General features: G+C 68.2%; 18 protein-coding genes and 1 tRNA gene. 5 read left to right on the top strand and 14 right to left on the bottom strand.

The genetic code is table 11. From position 1 onward, the window contains the following. Window positions 1–24: 24 nt before the first annotated feature. The 7 genes from ACSZL9_RS06545 to ACSZL9_RS06575 all read right to left on the bottom strand — a co-directional run bounded on the left by ACSZL9_RS06545 (window position 25) and on the right by ACSZL9_RS06575 (window position 4,714). Window positions 25–504: a pilus assembly protein TadG-related protein gene (locus tag ACSZL9_RS06545; RefSeq protein WP_446664659.1), complete on the bottom strand. Its 480-nt coding sequence runs from the start codon at window positions 502–504 to the stop codon at window positions 25–27. Continuing rightward, window positions 501–989, bottom strand: a complete 489-nt coding sequence (locus tag ACSZL9_RS06550) for a pilus assembly protein (protein ID WP_446664660.1) — start codon at window positions 987–989, stop codon at window positions 501–503. The genes ACSZL9_RS06545 and ACSZL9_RS06550 overlap by 4 nt, the downstream gene beginning before the upstream one ends. Beyond that, window positions 986–1,402 (bottom strand): TadE/TadG family type IV pilus assembly protein, encoded by a 417-nt coding sequence (locus tag ACSZL9_RS06555; RefSeq protein ID WP_446664661.1) that lies wholly within the window; start codon window positions 1,400–1,402, stop codon window positions 986–988. The genes ACSZL9_RS06550 and ACSZL9_RS06555 overlap by 4 nt, the downstream gene beginning before the upstream one ends. A 3-nt stretch (window positions 1,403–1,405) precedes the next feature. Then, window positions 1,406–1,630 carry a hypothetical protein gene (locus ACSZL9_RS06560; RefSeq protein WP_446664662.1) on the bottom strand — a complete coding sequence of 75 codons (225 nt, stop codon included), beginning with the start codon at window positions 1,628–1,630 and terminating at the stop codon, window positions 1,406–1,408. A 71-nt stretch (window positions 1,631–1,701) separates the two neighbouring features. After that, the gene (locus tag ACSZL9_RS06565; protein WP_446664663.1) at window positions 1,702–2,634 is read right to left on the bottom strand and encodes a type II secretion system F family protein; all 933 of its coding nucleotides are present in this window, start codon (window positions 2,632–2,634) and stop codon (window positions 1,702–1,704) included. Further along, complete coding sequence (locus ACSZL9_RS06570) at window positions 2,631–3,491, bottom strand: type II secretion system F family protein (RefSeq protein ID WP_446664664.1); 861 nt, start codon at window positions 3,489–3,491, stop codon at window positions 2,631–2,633. Before ACSZL9_RS06570 ends, ACSZL9_RS06565 begins: the two co-directional genes overlap by 4 nt. After that, window positions 3,488–4,714, bottom strand: coding sequence for a CpaF family protein (locus tag ACSZL9_RS06575; protein WP_446664665.1), 1,227 nt, complete (start codon window positions 4,712–4,714; stop codon window positions 3,488–3,490). Before ACSZL9_RS06575 ends, ACSZL9_RS06570 begins: the two co-directional genes overlap by 4 nt. A 298-nt stretch (window positions 4,715–5,012) precedes the next feature. On the opposite strand from ACSZL9_RS06575, the gene ACSZL9_RS06580 reads away from it, so the two are divergent. After that, window positions 5,013–9,290: an FtsK/SpoIIIE domain-containing protein gene (locus ACSZL9_RS06580; protein WP_446664666.1), complete on the top strand. Its 4,278-nt coding sequence runs from the start codon at window positions 5,013–5,015 to the stop codon at window positions 9,288–9,290. 162 nt (window positions 9,291–9,452) lie between these two features. Continuing rightward, window positions 9,453–10,253 carry a siderophore-interacting protein gene (locus ACSZL9_RS06585; RefSeq protein WP_446664667.1) on the top strand — a complete coding sequence of 267 codons (801 nt, stop codon included), beginning with the start codon at window positions 9,453–9,455 and terminating at the stop codon, window positions 10,251–10,253. 33 nt (window positions 10,254–10,286) lie between these two features. On the opposite strand, the gene ACSZL9_RS06590 is transcribed toward ACSZL9_RS06585, so the two are convergent. Next, complete coding sequence (locus tag ACSZL9_RS06590) at window positions 10,287–10,904, bottom strand: DUF2249 domain-containing protein (protein WP_446664668.1); 618 nt, start codon at window positions 10,902–10,904, stop codon at window positions 10,287–10,289. A gap of 96 nt (window positions 10,905–11,000) precedes the next feature. Here ACSZL9_RS06590 and ACSZL9_RS06595 point away from each other — a divergent pair, with 96 nt between their 5' ends. Then, a complete protein-coding gene (locus ACSZL9_RS06595) occupies window positions 11,001–11,345 on the top strand; it encodes a cupin domain-containing protein (RefSeq protein ID WP_446664669.1) in 345 nt (114 codons plus the stop codon). Between the two features lie 84 nt (window positions 11,346–11,429). Here the strand turns inward: ACSZL9_RS06595 and ACSZL9_RS06600 are convergent, their stop codons facing one another. Beyond that, window positions 11,430–12,647, bottom strand: coding sequence for a cysteine desulfurase-like protein (locus tag ACSZL9_RS06600; protein WP_446664670.1), 1,218 nt, complete (start codon window positions 12,645–12,647; stop codon window positions 11,430–11,432). Between the two features lie 61 nt (window positions 12,648–12,708). Then, window positions 12,709–13,410 carry a DUF4396 domain-containing protein gene (locus ACSZL9_RS06605; RefSeq protein ID WP_446664671.1) on the bottom strand — a complete coding sequence of 234 codons (702 nt, stop codon included), beginning with the start codon at window positions 13,408–13,410 and terminating at the stop codon, window positions 12,709–12,711. Between the two features lie 130 nt (window positions 13,411–13,540). On the opposite strand from ACSZL9_RS06605, the gene ACSZL9_RS06610 reads away from it, so the two are divergent. After that, window positions 13,541–14,524: a phosphatase PAP2 family protein gene (locus ACSZL9_RS06610; RefSeq protein WP_446664672.1), complete on the top strand. Its 984-nt coding sequence runs from the start codon at window positions 13,541–13,543 to the stop codon at window positions 14,522–14,524. Window positions 14,525–14,566: 42 nt separating this feature from the next. Here ACSZL9_RS06610 and ACSZL9_RS06615 read toward each other — a convergent pair whose 3' ends face one another. The 3 genes from ACSZL9_RS06615 to ACSZL9_RS06625 all read right to left on the bottom strand — a co-directional run bounded on the left by ACSZL9_RS06615 (window position 14,567) and on the right by ACSZL9_RS06625 (window position 18,597). Beyond that, window positions 14,567–15,103 (bottom strand): hypothetical protein, encoded by a 537-nt coding sequence (locus tag ACSZL9_RS06615; RefSeq protein WP_446664673.1) that lies wholly within the window; start codon window positions 15,101–15,103, stop codon window positions 14,567–14,569. Between the two features lie 112 nt (window positions 15,104–15,215). Further along, window positions 15,216–15,289: transfer RNA gene (locus ACSZL9_RS06620), tRNA-Met, on the bottom strand. 263 nt (window positions 15,290–15,552) lie between these two features. Next, window positions 15,553–18,597, bottom strand: a complete 3,045-nt coding sequence (locus tag ACSZL9_RS06625; protein WP_446664674.1) for a UPF0182 family membrane protein — start codon at window positions 18,595–18,597, stop codon at window positions 15,553–15,555. A gap of 143 nt (window positions 18,598–18,740) precedes the next feature. On the opposite strand from ACSZL9_RS06625, the gene ACSZL9_RS06630 reads away from it, so the two are divergent. Then, window positions 18,741–19,292, top strand: a complete 552-nt coding sequence (locus ACSZL9_RS06630) for a PPA1309 family protein (protein WP_446664675.1) — start codon at window positions 18,741–18,743, stop codon at window positions 19,290–19,292. Between the two features lie 134 nt (window positions 19,293–19,426). Here the strand turns inward: ACSZL9_RS06630 and ACSZL9_RS06635 are convergent, their stop codons facing one another. Next, window positions 19,427–20,515: a YlbL family protein gene (locus ACSZL9_RS06635; protein WP_446664676.1), complete on the bottom strand. Its 1,089-nt coding sequence runs from the start codon at window positions 20,513–20,515 to the stop codon at window positions 19,427–19,429. Window positions 20,516–20,531 lie beyond the last annotated feature (16 nt).

Below are 20,531 nucleotides of genomic sequence, written 5' to 3' on the forward strand. Positions count from 1 at the left end.
GCCACCGCGATCGGCCCGTCGAGGTCACTTCACGTCGGCGCGGGCTCGGGACTGCACCGTGATGTGTATGTCGCCGAACATGCCCGACACCATCCCGCCGAGGATCGGCGGGTGGACCACGGCGGACACGCGCACCACGGCGGTGCGGGAGTCCTGCGCACCGGTGCCGTCAGCGACCCGCCAACCGGTGACGTGCGCCGGCACATCCTCTCGGGCGAGGGTGCTGCCTGCCGCCTGCTGGACCGAGCGATCGGACAGCGACAGCTCCGCGCCCAGCCCGTGCTTGTAGAGGCTGCTCTCGTCGGCTGCGTCGGCGGCATTCGCGGCAGCGGCATCGGCGGCGTCGATCACCTGCATCCGCGCAAGTTGCAACGCCGTGACGTTGACCCCGCCGACGATCAGCACGGCGAGGATGCCGAACAGCCCGGCGATGAGCAGCACGACGCGCCCGCCGTCGTCCTTCGTCTCCGGCAGCCTGTCTCGTATGGCGCGCAGCATCGTCATCGGGCCCGGTAGTGATCGACGACCTCGGCATGACGCGAGTGCAGGTGGATGCTCGAAGGCACCACTCCCCGCAGGAAGTCGGGGATCAACGGCAACTCGACGTCGAGGTCGGTCACGCCCTGGATCACCGAGTCCGGACTGAGGCACGGGTGCTTGCTGCACTGCATCGTGACCTTCCCCTGCCCGCTGAAACCCTGGTCGGCGAAGGACATCGCCGCGGCGGCCTGCGCCCGACCCTGTCCGGCTGCGTCACTCTCGGCGGTCACGAACATCCGCGACGACTCACGCGCTGCCTCCGCCACCGCGTAGGTGCCGGCTTGCAGCCTTGCCAAAGTGATGACCAGGTAGAACACCGGCAGCGTGAGCAGCAGGCCGATGACGAGGAACTCGATCAGCGCGCTCCCCCGATCACCGCTCTCGCCGAGACGACGCTGCAGTCGTTGCCGCAGCCGGCGCGCCAGCAGACTGTCGGTCGAGCCGCTCATGGCTGCGCCTCGGCATACGCCCGCCCGGAGACGGTCAACGCCTGCGAAGGACCGAACGGCCCCACGATCGGCAGCGGCGCCCGCACCGTGACCTTGACGACCTGTGCACCGCCTTCGGTCACCGTGGTCGCCGACACGTTGTTCGCGTAGCGGTCGGCCAGCGACGCGCGGATCAATTCGCCTGTGCGCTGCGCGCCCATGCCGGGTGTGGCATCCGCGCGCGCTCCGTAACGCGCGCCCTCCGCGGCGTTCTGGATCAGGGTGTTGCGGACGTAGAGGGAGAAGCCGATCTGGAAAGCAGCCAGGAAGAACAGCACCACGAGAGCTCCGACGAGCGCGAATTCGGCAGTGGCCGAACCGCTTTCGTCCGCAAGCAGCCGCTGCTGAAACTCGCGCGGGCGCAATGCCCGCACGGACTACTTCCCTCCGCCGGTGACGCCGTGGACGGCCTTGTCGAAGAGCCCGGTCAGCGCGCCCTGGGCGGTCGCCCACAACGCTGTGACCAGGCCGGCCGTCATGATGGTGATGAGGACCCAGCCGGGCACGTCGCCGCGCTCGCGGTCCTGGAGACTGTCGACGCGCTCCTGCAGCGCGTTCATCGCTCGTATCGTCCGCGACTGCAGCTTTGCCATGACGGTCATGTTTCCTCCATATTGTTGCGAATTCTGTTGTATGACGGGTGTTTCGAGTCGCTCTCCCAGCGCGCTCGTAGTCAGATGGACATGTTGAGGACTCCGAGCCCGGGATAGATGGCGAAGAGGACGGTGACGGGCAGGACGAGGAAGACGACCGGGACCATCATCATCAACTCGCGACGTCCGCCGAGTTCGATGAGTTGCTGTTTGCTGGAGTCACGTGCGTCCTGTGCCTGCGCGCGCATGACGTCGGCCAGCGGGGTACCGCGCTCGACTGCGATGACGATTCCGTCGACGAATCGGGACAGGCTCGGCACGCCCGTGCGATCGGCCAGACCCTGCAGCGCCTCCGGCAGTGAAGACCCGGATCGTGCGTCGACGAGGCACCGTGCCAGCTCGCCGGACAGCTCACCGGAGGAGAGTCCTGCGACGCGCTCGAGGGCAGCAGCAGCGCCTTCTCCGGCGGTGACCGCCAGCGCGAGCATCTCTGCCACTGCTGGGAATTCGGCCAGGATCTGCTGCTCACGATGCTCGGCAGCACGCGTCAGCATCTGGTCGCGCATGACGACTCCCGCCGCGAATGCGATCACCAGGATCAGGATGGCTTGGACCGGTGAGCCCTTGCCACCGACGAACGTCAGCGACACGTAGAACCCGCCGACGACCATCGCCACGAGCCCCCACAGCGCTTGCTGCGCACGGAATCCCTCGAGGTCCGGCGGTTGTCCGGCTCGCTCCAGGCGGGTGCGCACCGACGTCGCACCGCCGAGGACCTGGTCGACGTAATGTCCCAGTCTCCGCAGCGACGGTGCGAGCAGCTGATTGACGTCGAGCTTGTCGGTCGGAGTGGACAGCAACCGGGACGGCATCGGTGCATCGCGCACGTAGGGCTCGATCCGGGAGTTGAGGTCGGGCTTGCGGTGGAAGGGCAGTCCGACATACATCAGCAGCAGACCAGCGCCGGCGACGAGCCCGATGAGCGCACCGAACCAGGTGTATGTCGCGATCATCGCAACACCCGGACTTCCACCGGCAGCCGTCCGATGCGCCGCATGACCCGGTAGGCGACGAACGTCACCGCGGTGCCGATGACCAGCACGATGACACCACCGGGCTCGCGGTATGCCGCCAGCGAGTCACCGCGAGTTGCCAGCATGGCCAACACGATCCAGGGCGCGGCGACGGCCAGCCGGGCCGCGTTGACGGTCCACGACTGTCGAGCCTCCAGCTCGGCACGCGTGCGTGCGTCGTCGCGCAGGAAGGTCGACAGGGTGCGCAACAGCTTGCCGAGGTCGGTGCCGCCGACCTCACGGGCGATCCGCAACGACTCGACGAGCCGGTCTGCGACCGGATCGCTCAACCGCGCCTTCAGGGCGTCGAGGCACTCGTGGAAACGGCCGGTCGCGCGGTAGTCGTGCGCGAACTCGGCGAACGCCGGGCGCAGCTCCTCCGGACCGCGAATCGCCAACTGGGACAACGACTCCGGCAATGCCAGGCCGGCACGCACCGCAGAGGCGATGTGGTCGACGACGTCCGGCCAGAGGTCCCGCAGTTGACTCCGCCGGCGGCGGGCTCTGCCGCGCACGAACGCGATCGGGCCGTATGCCGCAATGGCCGCGAACGCGATGGCGATGGCGGGAACAGCGGTGGCAGCCATGACGATCAGCAACACGAACATGCCGAGGCCGCCGCACATCCACAGCAACCTGGACACGGTCAGCCCATTGAGGCCGGACTGCACGACCTCGTCATTCAGCTGGTCTCGCATGGAGCTGCGTGAGTTGCCGGCCGACTCCTCCTGCGGCCAGAACGACCACCAGATGCACAGCAGTCCCGCGCCGAACATCAGCGGCAGGACGATGTTCATCCGCGGTCCCCCAGCAGCTCCGCGACGTCGTAGCCCGCGCGGTGGAAGCGCTCCTCGTGCGTGGGGAAACCGCTGCCGCGCACGAGCCGGCCGTCACGTTGCACGAAGATGTCCGCCAGCTCGACGACATCGCCCTCGACGCGGCCGGGGACCGCGACGATCTCCCGGACGCGACGGCTGCCGTCCCGGTCGAGCGCGATCTGCACGACGATGTCGATCGATGCGGCGACGGTCGGCACCACGAAGGTCGAGCTGACGTTGGGCCCCGCCAGCAGCGGCAGGGTGCACATCTTGACGATCGCCTCGCGGGCGGAGTTGGCGTGCAGTGTCGCCATACCAGGCAGGCCCGAGTTGAGCGCGATCAGCAGATCCAGGCTCTCCTCCTGCCGGACCTCGCCGACGACGATGCGCGAGGGCCGCATGCGGAGGGCTTCCTTGACCAACCGGCGCAACGGAATCTCGCCGGTGCCCTCCAGACTCGGCTGGCGACACTGCAGGGCGGCCCAGTCACGCAGACTGAGCTGCAGCTCGAAGACCTCCTCGCAGGACACGACCCGCTCCATCGACGGGATCGCGCTCGCGAGGCAGTTGAGTGTCGTGGTTTTGCCCGCCTGTGTGCCTCCGGAGACCAGGATGTTCAGCCCGGACGCGACGGCCGCGGCGAGGAACCGTGCGGCGGGCGCGGTGATGGTGCCCAACCGCACCAGATCGTCCAGTCGGCGAGCACGCGCGACGAACTTGCGGATGTTGATCAGCCAGTGACTGCGGGTGATGTCGGGTATGGCGACGTGCAACCGGCTGCCATCCGGCAGCGTCGCGTCCACGAACGGCGAACTGAGGTCGATCCTGCGACCGGAGGGCTTCAACATCCGCTCCACCAGCGTGCGGACCTGCTCACCGGTCAGGATCGTCGGGGTCAGCTCGGCGACACCACTGCGGGCGACGAACACCCGCTCCGGCTCGTTGATCCAGATCTCCTCGATCGTGGGATCGTCCAGATAGGGCTGCAGCGGGCCGAAACCCAGCACCGCGTCCAGCACACGTTGAGTGGCCTTCTCCCGGTCGCCCAGCGGCACCAATCCGCCGTGCAGGCTGCGTTCCTCGTAATCCTGGACGGCATCACGCACGAGTCCGTGCAGCACCTGCTGATCCCGGGCAGGGTCCAGCCGTTGCCGACGGATCAACTCACGGATCTCGTCCTCGATGACGTCTGCGCCGTCCATCGGACTTCCTCCCCTGACACATTTCGCCCACTCCTCCAGTGGACGTGCACATACAACACATGAACCGGTCCGGTGTGGCGTTTTCGGACGAATCCTTTACGAACGCCATACCTTCGCGACATGCTCGACGAACTTCTCGAACAACTTCTCGACGAACCTCTCGAAAAGTCACCGAACCGACGCTCGCGAACGAACTACTCCCCTGAGCATGTCCCAGTCGGACGGCCCGTGGAGGTTATCCACAGGGTGCAGTTGTCGACACAGCAGGGTCGGTCCGAGGCGTCCGACAATCGCTGCCATGACCACTGCCCCGCCCGAAGCACCGAGCTCAACCAGTCGCAGCATCCGCCTCGATCTGGTCGCGAGTGACCTGCCCACCGACACCTCGGCCACCGGCACCCTGGTGACGAGCACGGACGCGGTGACACTCTGCCTGCGCGCGCCGGACGGCACCACGTGGGCAGCCGCGCGCGACGCCATACGCGGGTGTGGGGTTTCGGTGCATGATGAGTTGTATGTCGGCAGCCGGCTGCTCGAGGACGACACCCCACTGGGCCGGGCACCTCTGGTGAACGGCGCACAACTGAGCGTCCAGCCCACGGCTGCCGAGGCACGGCATCTGCTGGAATTGGTGGTCACCGAGGGTCCGGAGGTCGGCGCACGCACCGCACTCGGCCCGCAGGTGCAGCGCATCGGCCGCGCCACCAGCAACACCCTGCCGCTGCAGGACCCCGACCTCTCCCGCACCCACCTGGTGGTCGACCTCGATCAGGGGCGGGCGATGGTGTCCGACGCCGGATCGACCAACGGCAGCCACATCGATGGGCGACGACTCAGCCCGGAGCGACCCGCCGAGCTGCGTGCCGGACAACGGCTGCGCGCCGGGTCGACCACCTTCGCACTCGAGCGTTCGGTGACGGTCGACACGACGGTGCCGACCGATGAGTCGTGCCGGGTTCCGTTCCAACGGTCGGCACGAATCCCTCTGCAAATCAACGAAACCGAGCTCACGCGACCGACACCGCCCAGCAAGCCGGAGCGACACCGGATGCCCTGGCCGGTCGTCGTGCTGCCGGCCGTGATCGCAGTCGTCATGGTCCTGGTCATGCACAACATGATGTTCCTGATGTTCGCGTTCTTCGGACCGGTGATGATGATCGGTCAGCACCTCAACGACCGTCAGGGTGGCTCGAGCCGGGCCAAGACCCAACGCGCCGAGTTCGCCGAAGCTCTGCGCCGACTCGAGGCCGACAAGGAGTCCGCGCGCGAGACCGAAGTCGCGCTGCGACGTCGCATCACCCCGCCGATCAGCGAGACGCTGCGGTCGGTGAGCAGTCGTGACAATCGACTCTGGTCACGCTCACCGGCACACCACGACTACCTGCACTGCCGCGTCGGCATCGGCCGCATCCCCAGCCGGGTTCGGGTGACCGGCGGCGGGCGAGGCACCGAGACCCTGCTGCTGTCCGAAGCTCCGATCTCGTTCTGTGCCAACGAGTCCCGCGTTGTCGGCGTGACCGGGGCATCGACCGAGCGCGATCGTATGGCGCACGGACTCGTCCTGCAGCTGGCGACCTGGCAGTCGCCGCACTTCCTGCGCATCATCGTCGTCTGCGACAGCGCGGCCACCAGCGAGGGCTGGTCGTGGGCCGAGGGCCTGCCGCACATCACCGCAGCACCGCACGCCTCGAGCACGATTCTCGACGTCGAGACCGACGAATCCGCTTGCGTCCGTGCCCTTTCCGCACTGCTCCCGGAGAAGTCCGAGATGCCCGTCGCACACAGCGATGACCACCCGGTCCGGACCGTCGTCGTGCTCGACGGCTGTGCGCTACTCGGCAACCGCCCGGAGGTCACCGCGCTGTTGCGTGACGTCGAGTCCGCGGGTGTGGCTGTCATCGCGATCGGTGCCGCAGCCGACCTGCCCGCCGAGTGCGACCTCTCGATCGAGGTGTCCAGCAGCACGACACTGACCGTCACCGGCGCCATCACGGCGACGGGTTGTCCCGACCTGCCGGATGCCTTCCTCGCGCGCGGTGTCGCGTCCCGGCTGGCCGCGATCCGGGACGCGACACCGGACACCGACTCCGGAGCACTTCCTGAGCGGGCCGCGCTGCTGGACGTATGGCGTGACGATGCCTGCGACGCAACGGAATCCGCCGCGGTGGCACGACAATGGCAGGCCTCGCCGCGGTCGACTATCGCGCCGCTGGGCCGCACCGGGGACGGCACCCTTCGCATCGACCTGGCGACGGACGGACCGCACGGACTGATCGCCGGCACGACCGGTGCCGGCAAGTCGGAGCTGCTGCAGAGCCTGGTGACCTCGCTCGCCCTGGCCAACCGCCCGGACGAGATGGTCTTCGTCCTGGTGGACTACAAGGGTGGTGCCGCCTTCCAGGACTGCGCGCGGCTTCCGCACACCGTGGGTCTGGTCACCGATCTGGACGCGCATCTCACCGCACGAGCACTGACCTCCCTCGGCGCCGAGGTGCGCCGTCGCGAGCAGCTGCTGGCGGGAGTCGGCGCCAAGGACATCGAGGATTATCAACGCATTCCGGATGTCGAGTCACTGCCCCGGCTGGTGCTGGTCATCGACGAATTCCGCGTGCTGGCCGAGGAGATGCCCGACTTCATCTCCGGTCTGGTCCGTCTTGCTGCCGTGGGTCGTTCGCTCGGCATACATCTGGTGCTGGCGACACAGCGACCCGCCGGCGTGGTCTCCGCCGACATCCGCGCCAACGTCAACCTACGGATCGCGCTGCGAGTGCGCGACGGTGCCGACTCCCAGGACGTGATCGACAACGGCGACGCGGCACAGATCCCGGCTGCCTTGCCCGGCCGCGCGATCCTGCGCACCGGCGGTGGCCGCCCGGTCACCTTCCAGACGGCTCGCATCGGAGGTTGCAGCTCCGGCGACACCGCGCAGATCGAGGTGTCGGTCGCCGGCCACCGCGGGGGTCTCCCGACCCGGCTCAGTGCTCTGGAGGAGGCCGACGGCCCGACCGACCTGCAACGGACCGTCACCGCGATCCGGCAGGCGACCACAGACCTGGCCATCACGCCGCCACCGTCCCCATGGCTCCCGCCGCTGCCCGCCGCGGTGACCACGGAAAAGCTGACGGACGCTCCGTACGCGATCGGCGGAGACCCGTGCGGGCCGGAGTCGATCATCCTCGGGCTGATGGACGTCCCACAGCAGCAACAGACTCGGCCGGTCGCGTGGGACCTGGAGACCGACGGGCACCTGGCGATCGTCGGCGGTCCGCGCAGTGGCCGCACCTCGCTGCTGCGCACTCTCGCCGTCCAGGCGGCGCACGCATGGCCCCGCTCGGGCCTTGCCGTCTATGTCGTCGACGCCGGGTCCAACCTCGGCGCACTGACCGCACTTCCGCAGGTCGGCGCAGTCGTGGACCGGGACGACACGGGGCGCCTCACTCAGCTGGTGGAGTGGCTGGCCGGCGAAATCCGCTCTCGCCAACAACAATTCGCCCGTGATCAGGTCAGCGGGTTCGCCGAGCACGTCCACGACGGTGGGCATCTCCCGCGCATCCTGCTGCTCATCGACGGATGGGAGTCGCTCACCGAGATCAGCGAGGAGACCACCTTCGGGCGACTCACCGAGGAGGTGTTGCAACTGTTGCGGGACGGCTCCGCCGTCGGGCTGTATGCCGCCGCCACCGGCGGACGCGGGCTGGCGACCGGCCGGGTGGTCAGCAGCTTCTCGACCAAGCTCATGCTCCGTCTCGCGGACTCCGCCGATGCGATGTTGCTCGGCATGCGCGAGGCCGACCTGCCCCAGGCGATGCCGGCCGGGCGTGCGTTGACCTGCCCGGACGGTCTCGAGCTGCAGGTGGCCACCCCGATCGCCGACGTGTCGGGATCAGCTGTCGCACAGCACATTTCGGCGATCGCGCAGGAGATGGAGGCGCACGACGTGCATCGCTTCGCACCGATGCCCGAGCACTGTCTGCGCACCGACCTCCCGTCGTCCGCCGAGCAGATCTTCGTCGGCGTCGGCGGTGCCGAGATCGCACCGATCGGCCTGCCGCTGGGTGGCTTCGGCGAGTTGGCCGCAGTGGTCGCCGGGCCACCGCGCAGCGGCCGCACCACCGCCCTGGTCACGATCGCGCACCAACTGCCCGACCGACCGGTCTGCTGGCTCGCCGGCCACGGAGTCCCGCCGTCGTTGCCCGAGCACGTGGACGTCCTCGACGCCACGGCGCCCGAAGCGTTCGCGGAGTGGCTCAATGCCCACCCCGGAGGTGCGGTGCTGGTCGACGATCTCGACGAGATGCTCGGGACACCGACCGACGACCTGCTGGCCGACTACCTGCAGCACGGTCGCCGAGCCGGCGGGATCGTCTGTGCCAGTGGGCGATCGGACACCCTCGCCAACGCCTACCGCGGAGCCTGTGCCGAGCTTCGCCGCAAGCAGACCGGCATCATCCTGCAGCCCGGACGGCGCGACGGCAACCTGCTCGGCGCCCAGCTCGGACCCGCCGGACGGCCGACTCCCGGTCGCGGTGCCCTCGTCATACGCACCCGGCCGGTGCCGATCCAGGTGGCGAGCTGAGCTTGTTGAGCTCGTCGAAACCACCTCATGACCTCGACAAGCTCGGCCACCGTAGGGACAAGCTCGGCCACCGTAGGGACAAGCTCGGCCACCGTAGGGACAAGCTCGGTCACCTTAGGGACAGGCCGCGCAAACTAGTTAGGATCGGCTAACCTAACTCTCATGGGATTCGACGACGGTCGCAAAATGTCCGGGCTCTACCACGCAGAGGTCGTGGGGACCCAACGCGTCACGCCGCACATGCAGCGCGTCACCTTCGCCAGCGACGACCTGCGCGAGCTGCCGAGCCACGGCTTCGATCAGTGGTTCCGGCTCTTCCTGCCACACGCGAGTGGCACGACCGACTTCGATGCGGTGCCGGAGAAGTTCGGACTCGGTGGCTACCTGCGCTACCTCACCGCCAAGTCGGGCACGCGCCCGCCGTTCCGCAACTACACGGTGCGCGAATTGCGCTCGCACACAGGCGAACTCGACGTCGACTTCGTCATACACGGCGACAGCGGCATCGCCGGCCCGTGGGCGAGCGGCGCCGAGCCCGGCGAACGTGTCGTGATGCTGGACCAGGGACGCGGCTTCGACCCACTCGCGGATGCCGACTTCGTGCTGCTCGTGGGCGACGACTCCGCGCTCCCCGCGGTCGCCGGCATCCTGCGCGATCTGCCCAGCGACAGCTCCGGGCTGGCGATCATCGAGCTCGGTGACGAGGCCGACCAGCAGGAGCTGGCCGCACCCGACGGCTTCGAGGTCCACTGGGTCACCCGCACCGGCGCCAGTGCCCGGCCGGGCGCCGGCGCGCTCGCCGAGGTGCAACGCTTCCGGCCGGAACACCCCGACCGGCTGCAGGCCTACGTCGGCGGCGAGCAGGCGATGGTTGCGGGATCCCGACGGCACCTCGTCGGCGCCGGGGTGCCGAAGTCCCGTATCCAGTTCACCGGCTACTGGAAGGTCGGCCGGGCGAGCTGACACCGACCCGGCCGAGCGCTCCCCTTGCCCCGGTCAGCCGAGCTTGAGCTCCTGGCGACGCTGCTGCACCAGCAGGCACCGCAGCCCAGACTCGCCCGCGGTGAAACCGCGGGTGGCTCCCGCCGGGATGTGCACGAGTTCGCCTGCTGCCAAAGGGATGTGGCCGACTTCGGTGACCAGCGCACCATCACCGGAGAGCACGCTGACCAGCACGTCCGTGCCAGGTCCGCGATGCGGCTCCAGCGAGACGTTGGCCTCGACCTCCAGGACGCTGGCGTCCAGGTCGCGGTCGCGACCACCCAGGCGCCATACGGCCCCGTCCGCGCCCGGCTTCCCGCCGAGCTCGTCGGCCCGGCCCAGCGGTCGCGGTGTCGGCGCGCTCGCCTTGCGGGTGATGCGGATCTGCCAGTCGCGCATCTCCTGGTTGAGGTACTCCCAGTCGTAGCCGCCGGGCCACTCGACCTCGAACTCGTCGTGCAGGTGCTTCGGGTCGTGGTCGTTGACCAGCACGAACGACTCCCCGACCGCGAGGTCACCGAAGGTCGCGAAGATCGTCGGGTGCTTGTCCGGCTTGCGCATGCCGCGCACGTCGAGGGTCTGGGTGGAGCCTGCGGTGTCGGGGGTGTCGGCGGCAGGAGTCGAGTCGGACATGGCGCTACTTTCGCTCGAATGTTTTACACAAGGTTGTGTTGTGAAAATACCAGTCGGCTCTGTTTTCGCATCGACGGTGTGGGTAAATTCAGGGGCATGACCGACGAGCCCACACCCCTGCGCACCCTCACCGACGAACTCATCGCGAAGGCAGCTGGCGCCAGCAGCGGTCGCGCGACGCAGGCACTGCACGCCGCACCGCGCGGCATCCTCACCCAAGTCGTGCTCGCGCTCATGGCCGGGCAGGCATTGTCCGAGCACGAGAACCCCGGCGAGGCGTTCCTCCAGGTGCTGCGCGGTCGCGTCCGGCTGACCGCCGGCGACGACGAGTGGGACCTCGGCGAGGGCGACCTGCTCGCCATCCCGCAGAGCCGGCACGCGTTGCTGGCACTCGAGGACGCGGCCGTGGTGCTGACGATGGCGCGCGTCACGTCGCTGTAGTTTCGACGAGCTCAGGTTTCGACAAGCTCAACCACCTTGACCTGGGCGAACCTGCGGTTTCGACAAGCTCAGGTTTCGACAAGCTCAACCAACCCGGTTCAGGCAGTTGCCCAACGAGACGATGAGGCGGTCGATCTCCTCCTGCGTGCTGTATGGCGCCAGGCCGACCCGCACCCCACCGCTCACACCGAGGTGGCGCGCCGTCTCGTAGGCGTAGAAGGTCCCCGCCGGGGCGTCGATGCCGTCCGCTTCGAGGTGTGCCGAAATTTCTGCGGCAGAGCGGTTTTCGAATGTCATGAATAGTGTCGGGGTCCGACGTGCTGCCCGTGAGTGGACGGTCACCCCGGGCAGTGCGGCCAGACCGTCCTCGAGGCGCCGGCGTAGTGCGTCCTCGTGCTGCTCGAGCGCGGCAAAGGAGTCCTGCAGCCGCTCGCGACGCGTCCCGTCACCCGGTGTGAGATCGGCCAGGAAGTCGACCGCCGCCGTCACACCAGCGAGCAATTCGTATGGGAGAGTGCCGAGTTCGAAGCGCTCGGGCACCTCGTCGCTCGACGGGCGCAGCTTGTCGGGCGCAAGGTCCCGCAGCAGGTCGGCGCGACCGGTCAGCACGCCGCAGTGCGGGCCGAGGAACTTGTATGGCGAGCAGACATAGAGGTCTGCACCGAGCGCCGGCACGTCGACGAAGTTGTGCGCGGTGTGGTGCACGCCGTCGACATACAGCACCGCCGACACCCGCCTCGTCGCAGCCGCGACCTCGGCGAGGTTCGGCTGCGTGCCCAGCAGGTTGGACGCCGCGGTCAGTGCCACCAGCCGAGTGCTGTCGGTGAGCTGCCCGATGACCGATGCAGGGTCGAATTCGCCTGTGCCAGCGTCGAAGTCGGCCCACTTGACCTCCACCCCAGCACGCCGCGCCGCGACCAGCCACGGGCCGACGTTGGCGTCGTGGTCCAGCCGGCTGAGGATGATCTCGTCGCCGGGCTGCCATCCGCGGGCCAGCGTGCGCGCCACGATGAACGTGAGTGCCGTCGCACTGCGCCCGAAGACGACCGTGCCCGGGTCGACACCCAGCAGGTCCCCCATCGCCGCACGCGCACCGACCACGATGTCGTCCGCATTGCGCGCCGCCTGGGTGTGCCGGCCGCGGTTGGACAGCGGCGCGGTAAGTGCGTCATACACCGCTCGGGCAACCGGCTCCGGTGTCTGCGTCCCGCCGGGAGCATCGAAGTGTGCCCGCCCGGTGCGCAGTGCCGGGAAGTGCTCCCGCACCCGTGACACGTCGTACTGCTCGGTCGTTCCCGCCATGTCCAGCTCCCTCGTGAGTGCCCGTGTATGCCGCCCCCCGGACTCCCAGCATTGCAGCCGGTCAGCGGACGATGCCGTGCGGGACCGACGCCACGGGCAGGCTGCTCGCCTCCTGGTGCCAGCCGGCCTCGTCCGCGATCGAGACGACCAGACCGCCGAGCATGAAGGCGATCAGCACCGCGACCAGCGCACCGGTCGGGATGTTCGGGACCCAGCGGCGCCAGCCGTCGACGACCGGCGCCATGCCGTGGAACTCGTGGGTGAGCGCGTGCCCCTTGCCCTTGCCGAGCAGCCACTTGTTGACCGGCACTGCGACCAGAAACGCGGCGGTCAGCGAGATCATCATCCCGATCCAGAAGACGACGTTGACCAGGCCGGCGTTCATCGCGCCCGGCAGCACCACCATGACGATGTTGTCGACGACTTCCATGCTCGCGATCGAGAGCGTGTCGGCTGCGAGCACCACGGTCAGCGCGGCGACCGGCGCGACTCCTGCGCGCAGCAGCGGCATGGTCGACAGCGTGTAGCCGAACACGAACGCCAGGCCGATCGAGATCGCGACCGACCAGCCGTTGCCGAGGCCGGCGCCGGTGGCGATCATCATGCCGGCAATCTCGCCGATCGCACAGCCGGTCAGACAGTGCAGCGTCGCCGCGACCGCCATCGGCAGGCTGGACCCGTGGTGGTCGTGGCCGGCGTGCGCATCGGCGTGTTGGTGGCCGCCGTGGGAGTGGGCCGCTGCTGCAGGGTCGGGCGTCGACATGTCGCTGGTCCTCCGATCCGCCCCCGGGCGGTCCGGGCGCACTCACACCACAACACATACCCCAGAGGGGTATATTCCCGCACTCGACATACCTCCGGAGAGTGATTCTCACCGCAATGTCGGGAATGAAATGGAGCAACGCTCCGTTTCGGGCGTACGGTTGGTATACGAATTCATCCTCTACTACGCGGCATCGATCGGGGGAACGATGACCATCGACCACAGCGTCAGCTATCGGACGCACACACCGACGACGGCACGACACCGGCCACGGCGCGTGACCGATGCCCCGCGCCGCCGGTGGAGCCACCGGCCGAAAATGTCGCCCGGCGTCCGTGCCGCCGCCCGCGAATTGCTGCTGCTCGCAGTGCTTTACGTCGGCTACACCGCCAGTCGGCTGCTCGCGGACGACAACCTGCGCGATGCCGCCGGCACCGCCAAAGGACTGCTGCACATCGAGACGCTGCTCGATCTCGACTGGGAGCACCGGCTCAACGCGGTCTTCGTCGATCACGACTGGCTCGGGCTCTTCGGCAGCTATTGGTATGCCAGCGGCCACTACATCGTCACGCTCGCGGTGCTGGTCTGGCTCTATGCACGTCACCGGCAGGTCTACCGCAGAGCGCGCACCGCTCTGGTCGCCGCGACGTTCGCTGCACTCGGCTGCTACCTACTCCTGCCGACCGCTCCCCCGCGCCTGCTCGGCGGATTCACCGACGTGCTTAGCCTGCACGCGGACGTCGGTTGGTGGGGCAGCGAAGCATCAGCACCCAAGGGCATGGGCGGTGCGACCAACCAGCTGGCCGCCTTCCCGTCGATGCACGCCGGCTGGGCGTTGTGGGTCGCGATCGCCGTCGCCGCCGCGACCGGCTCCTGGCTGGCCCGCACACTCGGGTTCGCGTATGCCGCCACAACATCCCTCGTCGTGATCGGTACCGCCAACCACTGGGCACTCGACGTCATCGTCGGAGGCGCTGTCGTGGTTCTTGCCTGGCTCGCCGTGATCGGTGCACCCGCGGTCATCTCCCGGCTCCGCCGGCTGCGCCTGGAGGTCACCGTCCCCTCCGCCGTGCCGGTGCCCGGCTTCCGGTTGACCTGCCATGCAGATCGGTGAACACCCGCCCCGCCGCAGCTCGAGGGACCGACGAGTCAGCGATCAGTGATTGCGAACGGGCTGCACGGTCGGCAGCGACGCCCGCAGTCGACACGCCAAGACCCGCACGACCACGTCGGGCAGATCGTGTGGTGCCCGCCCCTCGAGTTCAGCCTCAAACGCGGGATCGACCCGCGCACAGTCACAGTCCAGGTATTCCTCGGTGCCGCTGCACTCGTTCGCCAGATCCGAGGCGTAGTCGGGGGGAGCGAGTCGCGCCAGCATCCGGATCATCGGAGCACTCACGGCGGCCGGGCGAGCTCGCAGGTCGTCCGCCAGCAACCGCGCGACCAGCTCTGTCGCGTCGTTCGCGGTCGTCACCGGAATGTCCAGGCGGTCCCTCAGCTCACGGGTGACCGGCGCCGTCTCCCAACCGGATGCGGACTCGTGGAGAATCGCAAGGTCGACGGCTCCCTCGTCATCACTGCCGAGTCCGACCAGCGTTGTCCCGAGCCGGACCCAATCATCGGACCGGAAGGCGCCCAGATCTTCCAAGGCGCAGGCAACCCGAACAGCCGTCTCAACCTGTCCGTCGTCCATGCCGGCAGCCTACGGGCCGACTCAACGGCTGTGAGCGGCATTGGCGCCATACATGACGAAAGCGCCTCGGATCAGTGCAGATCCGAGGCGCTCTCAGCGACGCTTCGCGTAGTAGCGGGGGCAGGATTTGAACCTGCGACCTCCGGGTTATGAGCCCGGCGAGCTACCGAGCTGCTCCACCCCGCGTCGGTGAAACCAACACTACGCGACGGTGGCCGGAGCGCCAAATCGGGGCGCCCGAACGCCCCGGGCATGCCGAGAGTGCGCTCCGGCGCACTCTCGGCATGCCCGGGGCGGTCGGGCGCCCCGCTGTTGCGGGCCGGCCCCCCGCGCGGGGGGCCGGCCCGCAACAGCGGGGCGCCCGACCGCCCCGGGCATGCCGAGAGTGCGCTCCGGCGCACTCTCGGCATGCCCGAAACGGGGAATCTCAAACCCGATCGACTGCGGGGTCACTTTTTGTCGGTCGACTTCGGCGCGGGCGAGGAGGACGGGGTGGACGGTGTGCCGCCCTGCGCCTCGATGGCCCGCTTGATCGCCGCCTTCAGCTTCTTCTGATCCTTGCCGTATGCCGCGAAGTCACCCTTCTTGAGGTCCTTCTCGCCCTGCGCATACCACTTGTTCGCATCGGCGAGCGCTTCCCTGACCTCGGCGCTCTGCTCCTTCGACGACTTGCTGGACTTCGAGGAGGACGACGGCGACGAGGGCGAGGAGGACGGCGACTTCGACTTCTTCTCCGGCGCCTTCGACTGGCCCGAATCACCAGCACTGGCACCGGAATCGCCGCCGAAGAGCTCGTTCAGCGCACCATCCAGCGTGGTGTCCCACGCCAGCTTGTCGCCGAAGCCGACCACGACGGCCTTCAGCAACGGGAACGAGGTGTTCCCGGCCGCCTTGACGTAGATCGGCTCGACATACAGCAGCCCGCCGCCGACCGGCAGGGTGAGCAGGTTGCCCTCCTGCACCTCGGAGCCGACCTGCTTGTTGTAGGTCAGGAACTGCGCCAGCGTCTGCTTGGTCGTGGGTGACACGGCCTGCGAGGAGTTGATGTCGTTCTGGAACTGCCCCGGGCCCTTGACCGTGACGTTGCGCGGCATCTCCAGGATGCGGAACGTCCCGTAGCCACTGCTCTTCTTGCCCGGCATCGATCCGGCGTCGGCATCGACCGTCATGAAGGCGGCGAGGTTCTGCCGGTCACCGGTCGGGATGAACGTCGACGTCAGCGAGAACGTCGGCGAGTTCTGGTCGGGCATCGCCACCGACAGGTAGTAGGGCGGCTGCTGCTCACGGTTGCCACGGGCCGGGTCGGTCGGGATCTGCCACTGGTCGTTGCCCTGGAAGAACTGCCCCGGGTCGGTGACGTGATACTTCGTCAGCAGCTCGCGCTGCACCTTGAACAAGTCCTCCGGGTAGCGCAGGTGCGACATCAGGCCGGACGGGATCTTCGACATCGGCTTCACGGTGCCGGGGAACGCGCTCCGCCACGCCTTGAGGACCGGATCCTTGTCGTCCCAGGCATACATCGTCACCTGGCCCGTGTAGGCGTCGACCGTCGCCTTCACCGAGTTGCGGATGTAGTTGACGCGGCCGCCGGCGAGGTTGCGCAGGTTGTCCGAGGACGTGGTCAGCGCGTCCGTGGTGGCGTTGCCCAGCGACTGCAACTCGGAGTTGGGGTAGTGCGCGGAGGTGGTGTAACCGTCGACGACCCACTGCACGTGGCCGCCCTCGACTACCGGGTAGGGGTCGCCGTCGACCGTCAGCCACGGTGCGGCCTTCTTGACCCGGTCGACCGGGTTGCGGGTGTCCAGCACCCGCGAGTCCGGGTTGATCGAGCCGGAGAAGAGGAAGTTGAGGTCGTGATACTTCACGGCATACGCCAGCTTGCGGTTCCACGAGCCGACCCCGACGCCGCCGTCGCCGCCGTAGGTGGTGCGCTGCTCACCACCGGAGGACGTGCGCGGATAGTCCAGCTCACGCTTGGGACTGTCCGCGGTGCCACCGACGATGGAGAACCGCGGCGAGGACTCCCCGAAGTAGATCCGTGGCTCGAAGTCGCCGAGCTTGCCGACCGGCGGGATGTCGGACTCCATGAAGACCGGCTGGCCGTCGTCCGTGCGCTCGTTGCCGTATGCCGCCACGACCCCGAAGCCGTGCGTGTAGACCATGTGGTCGTTGACCCAATTGCGTTGCGACCCGGGCACACCGGACAGGTCGAGCTCACGCACACCAATGACGGTGTCCTCGGTCTTGCCGCCGACCTTGTAGCGGTCGACGTCGAGGGTGTTGCCGAACTGGTAGTAGTTGCGCGTGCCCTGCAACTGCCGGAACGTCGGCGACACGATCGACGGGTCGACCAGCCGGATGCCCGGCACCGTCTCGGCGTCCTGCGCGAGCTGCCCGGCGCTGGTCTTCTTGGTCGGCGTGTAGGACGTGACCTTGACCTTGTCGAGGCCGTAGGCCTTCTTGGTCGCCTTGATGTTGCGTGAGATGTATGGCGACTGCAGCGCCTGCTCGTTGGGGCGCACCTTGAAGCGCGACACCAGCGCGGGATAGATGGCGCCCAGCACCAGGGCGCAGACGATCAGCAACGCGAGACCGACGACCGGCAGCCGCCAGGTGCGGGTCCAGATCGTCGCCACGAACAGCGCTGCGCAGATCACGGCCGCCCCCGCGAGCATCGCCTTCGCCGGCAGCACCGCGTGCTGTGCGGTGTAATCGACACCGGTGAACAGCGAGTTGTCGGTGGTCGTCTGGTCGTAGCGACCCAGCCAGTAGGCCACCGCGCGCACCAGCACCAGCGCGGCCAGCAGCAGCGACAGGTGGACCCGAGCCGATCCGGTGGTGTGAACACCCCTCTCGCGCAAGGAGATCCCGCCGTAGAGGTAATGCATGACGGCGGCGGACACGAGCGAGAGGATCAGCGCCATCGTCAGGAACCCGACGACGACCTGCAGCCACGGCAGGGTGAAGACGAAGAAGCCGATGTCCTTGTGGAACTCGGGGTCCTTGACGCCGAAGCTCTGCCGGTTGAGCCACAGCAACGCGACCTTCCACTGCCCGATCGCCGCCGAGCCGGTGAACAGCGCGAAGACACCGGGCACCAGCCAGAACGACGCCCGCCGGAACGGCTCGATCGCTTCGCGATAGCGATCCATGCTGTCCAACTCGGCCGTCGTGGGGGCGTAGATCGGCCGCTGCCGGTAGGCCAGCCACATGCTGAGCCAGATCAGCCCACCGCACAACACCGCACCACCGACGAACATCGTTGCCTTGGTGAGGTATTCGGTCCGGAAGACCGAGGAGTAGCCAATGCTCTGGAACCACAGCTGGTTGGTCCACACGTTGGCCCAGACCTGCGCGAGCACCAGGATCGCGACGATCGCAGCCGCCACGATGACCACCCGGCGTGCGCCGGATGGCCCGAATCGTCGCACCACGATGCGGGATTCGTGCTCGTCTCGCTCGTCGCCGCCGGCGGGCTCGTCCGAAGAAGTCAACGTGGGCCTCGTGTCCAAAGGTGCTGATGGTGAAACCCAAACCTAACCCGCGGTGCTATGAATCGCAGCGCCAGCCACGTTGATGCCGGCGAAACCGGAGGCAGGAGTCTCCCGCGCCGTGGCGGTGCGGCAGCATGGTTCCCATGTCGGACGATCCCACCACCCCGGGCCAACAACTCAAACAGGTCCTCACTCCCCTCGCCGAGTGTGCACTCGACACCGAGCGACACGTCGCAGCCGCGGGATGGGACCAGGCTCCCCGACTCTTCGCGATCGCCCGCAACAGCGACCTGCTGGCCCGCGAGCCGGCGCTGGCCGGGCAGTTGGGAGCCGCCGACCCAGCGGCATACAGCACGATCGAGCAGGAGGGGCTGCCGCAGACCTCCAACATCGAGAGCCTTCTGCGGCAGCTCGCCTGGCCGCCGGAGGTCGACGGCGTCGCGCTGGCGCTGGAGCGGATCGTGGTGCCGCCCGAGGCGGAGCAGGGCTTGCCGGACAACCCCGACGCCGCGACCGACGCGCTGGCCGCGCATCCCGACCGCGCCGACGTGCGGCTGCTGGTGGCCGTCCTGCGGGACGGCGAGTCGATCTGCCTGCTGCGACAGCGCGCCCATGACGACGACGACAAGGTCGCGGTCGGCAATGACATCGCGCCGGGCCTCGTCCACGCGCTGCAGGTCACTCTCGAGGACTGACCGACCCGCGAACCGACCGGCACCCCCTTACGCCGAGAGGCCCAGCGACACATCGAGAGGCCCCCGAATCGGGCGCCGAACGGTAAGAATCGCCGGTCCGCTCGGTATTCGGGGGGCCTCTCGGTGGACGACGGTCAACCGCAGCTGGGGAAGCCGGAGGTCTTGCCCGACCGGATCTGCTTCAGCGCCGACAGGGCGCCCTTGAGGTTGTCGACCTTGATGACGGTCAGCCCGTCGGGCTCGTGCCCCTTGGCCTCGTTGCAGTCACTGTCGGGCGCCAGAAAGAACTTCGCGCCCGCCTTCTTGGCGCCGATCATCTTCTGCTTGATGCCGCCGATCGGACCGACCGAGCCGTCCTCGCTCATCGTGCCGGTGCCGGCGACCTTGTGTCCGCCGGTCAGTGACCCCGGCGTCAGTTTGTCGTAGATCGCGAGGGTGAACATCGTGCCCGCAGAGGGTCCGCCGACGTCGCCCGCGTTGACCTTGACGTCATAGGGGAATTTGTATGCCGGCGAGATCGCGATGCCGAAGACTGCGTCGCCGCCGTCGCCCGCGCTCGTCGGGACCTTCAGGTGCACGGTCTTGCCGGCCCGCTGGACGGTGACCGGGACGGTGGCGCCGGCCTTGACCTTTGCCATGGCTGTCGACACGGACTTCAGCGTGCGCACCTTGTGACCGTTGACCTCGACCAGCACGTCCTTGGTCTTGAGCTTGCCCTCAGCGGCGGCGCCCTTCTGCAACTGCACCACCCGGACGGTCTCCGGCACGGTGACACCTGCCGCGCGCATCGCGACGACCTCGGCCGTCTGCTGCGAGTTGGTCATCTCGGCGGTGCTCTGCTGCTCGACCTGCTTGGAGGTGATGCCCTTGGGGAACCACATTTCCTCGGGGTAGATCTCGGCGTCGCTGTCGAGATATTTCGCCTTCAGCCACTCCAGCACACTGACCGGATAGCGCGGGCCGCCCGCCATCGACACGGTGGTGAAGTCCAGCGTGCCGGTCGTGGGATAGGTCTTGGCGCCCTTGACCTCGATCACCGGTTTCCCGGACTTCTCACCGAGTGTGTTGGTGACCGGGCCGGGCCGCAGGATCACCTTCGGCACATGGATCAGGTTGAGTGCGGCCACCGCGATCACCAGCACGACCGCGGCGACCAGCACCGCGATGTTGCGGCCGCTGAGCCGCCCGCCGGTCGTGGAGTTGCCGGTCTTCGTAGCGCTCACCGCACCGCCTTGTTCA

The organism is Flexivirga sp. B27 (assembly GCF_052905685.1).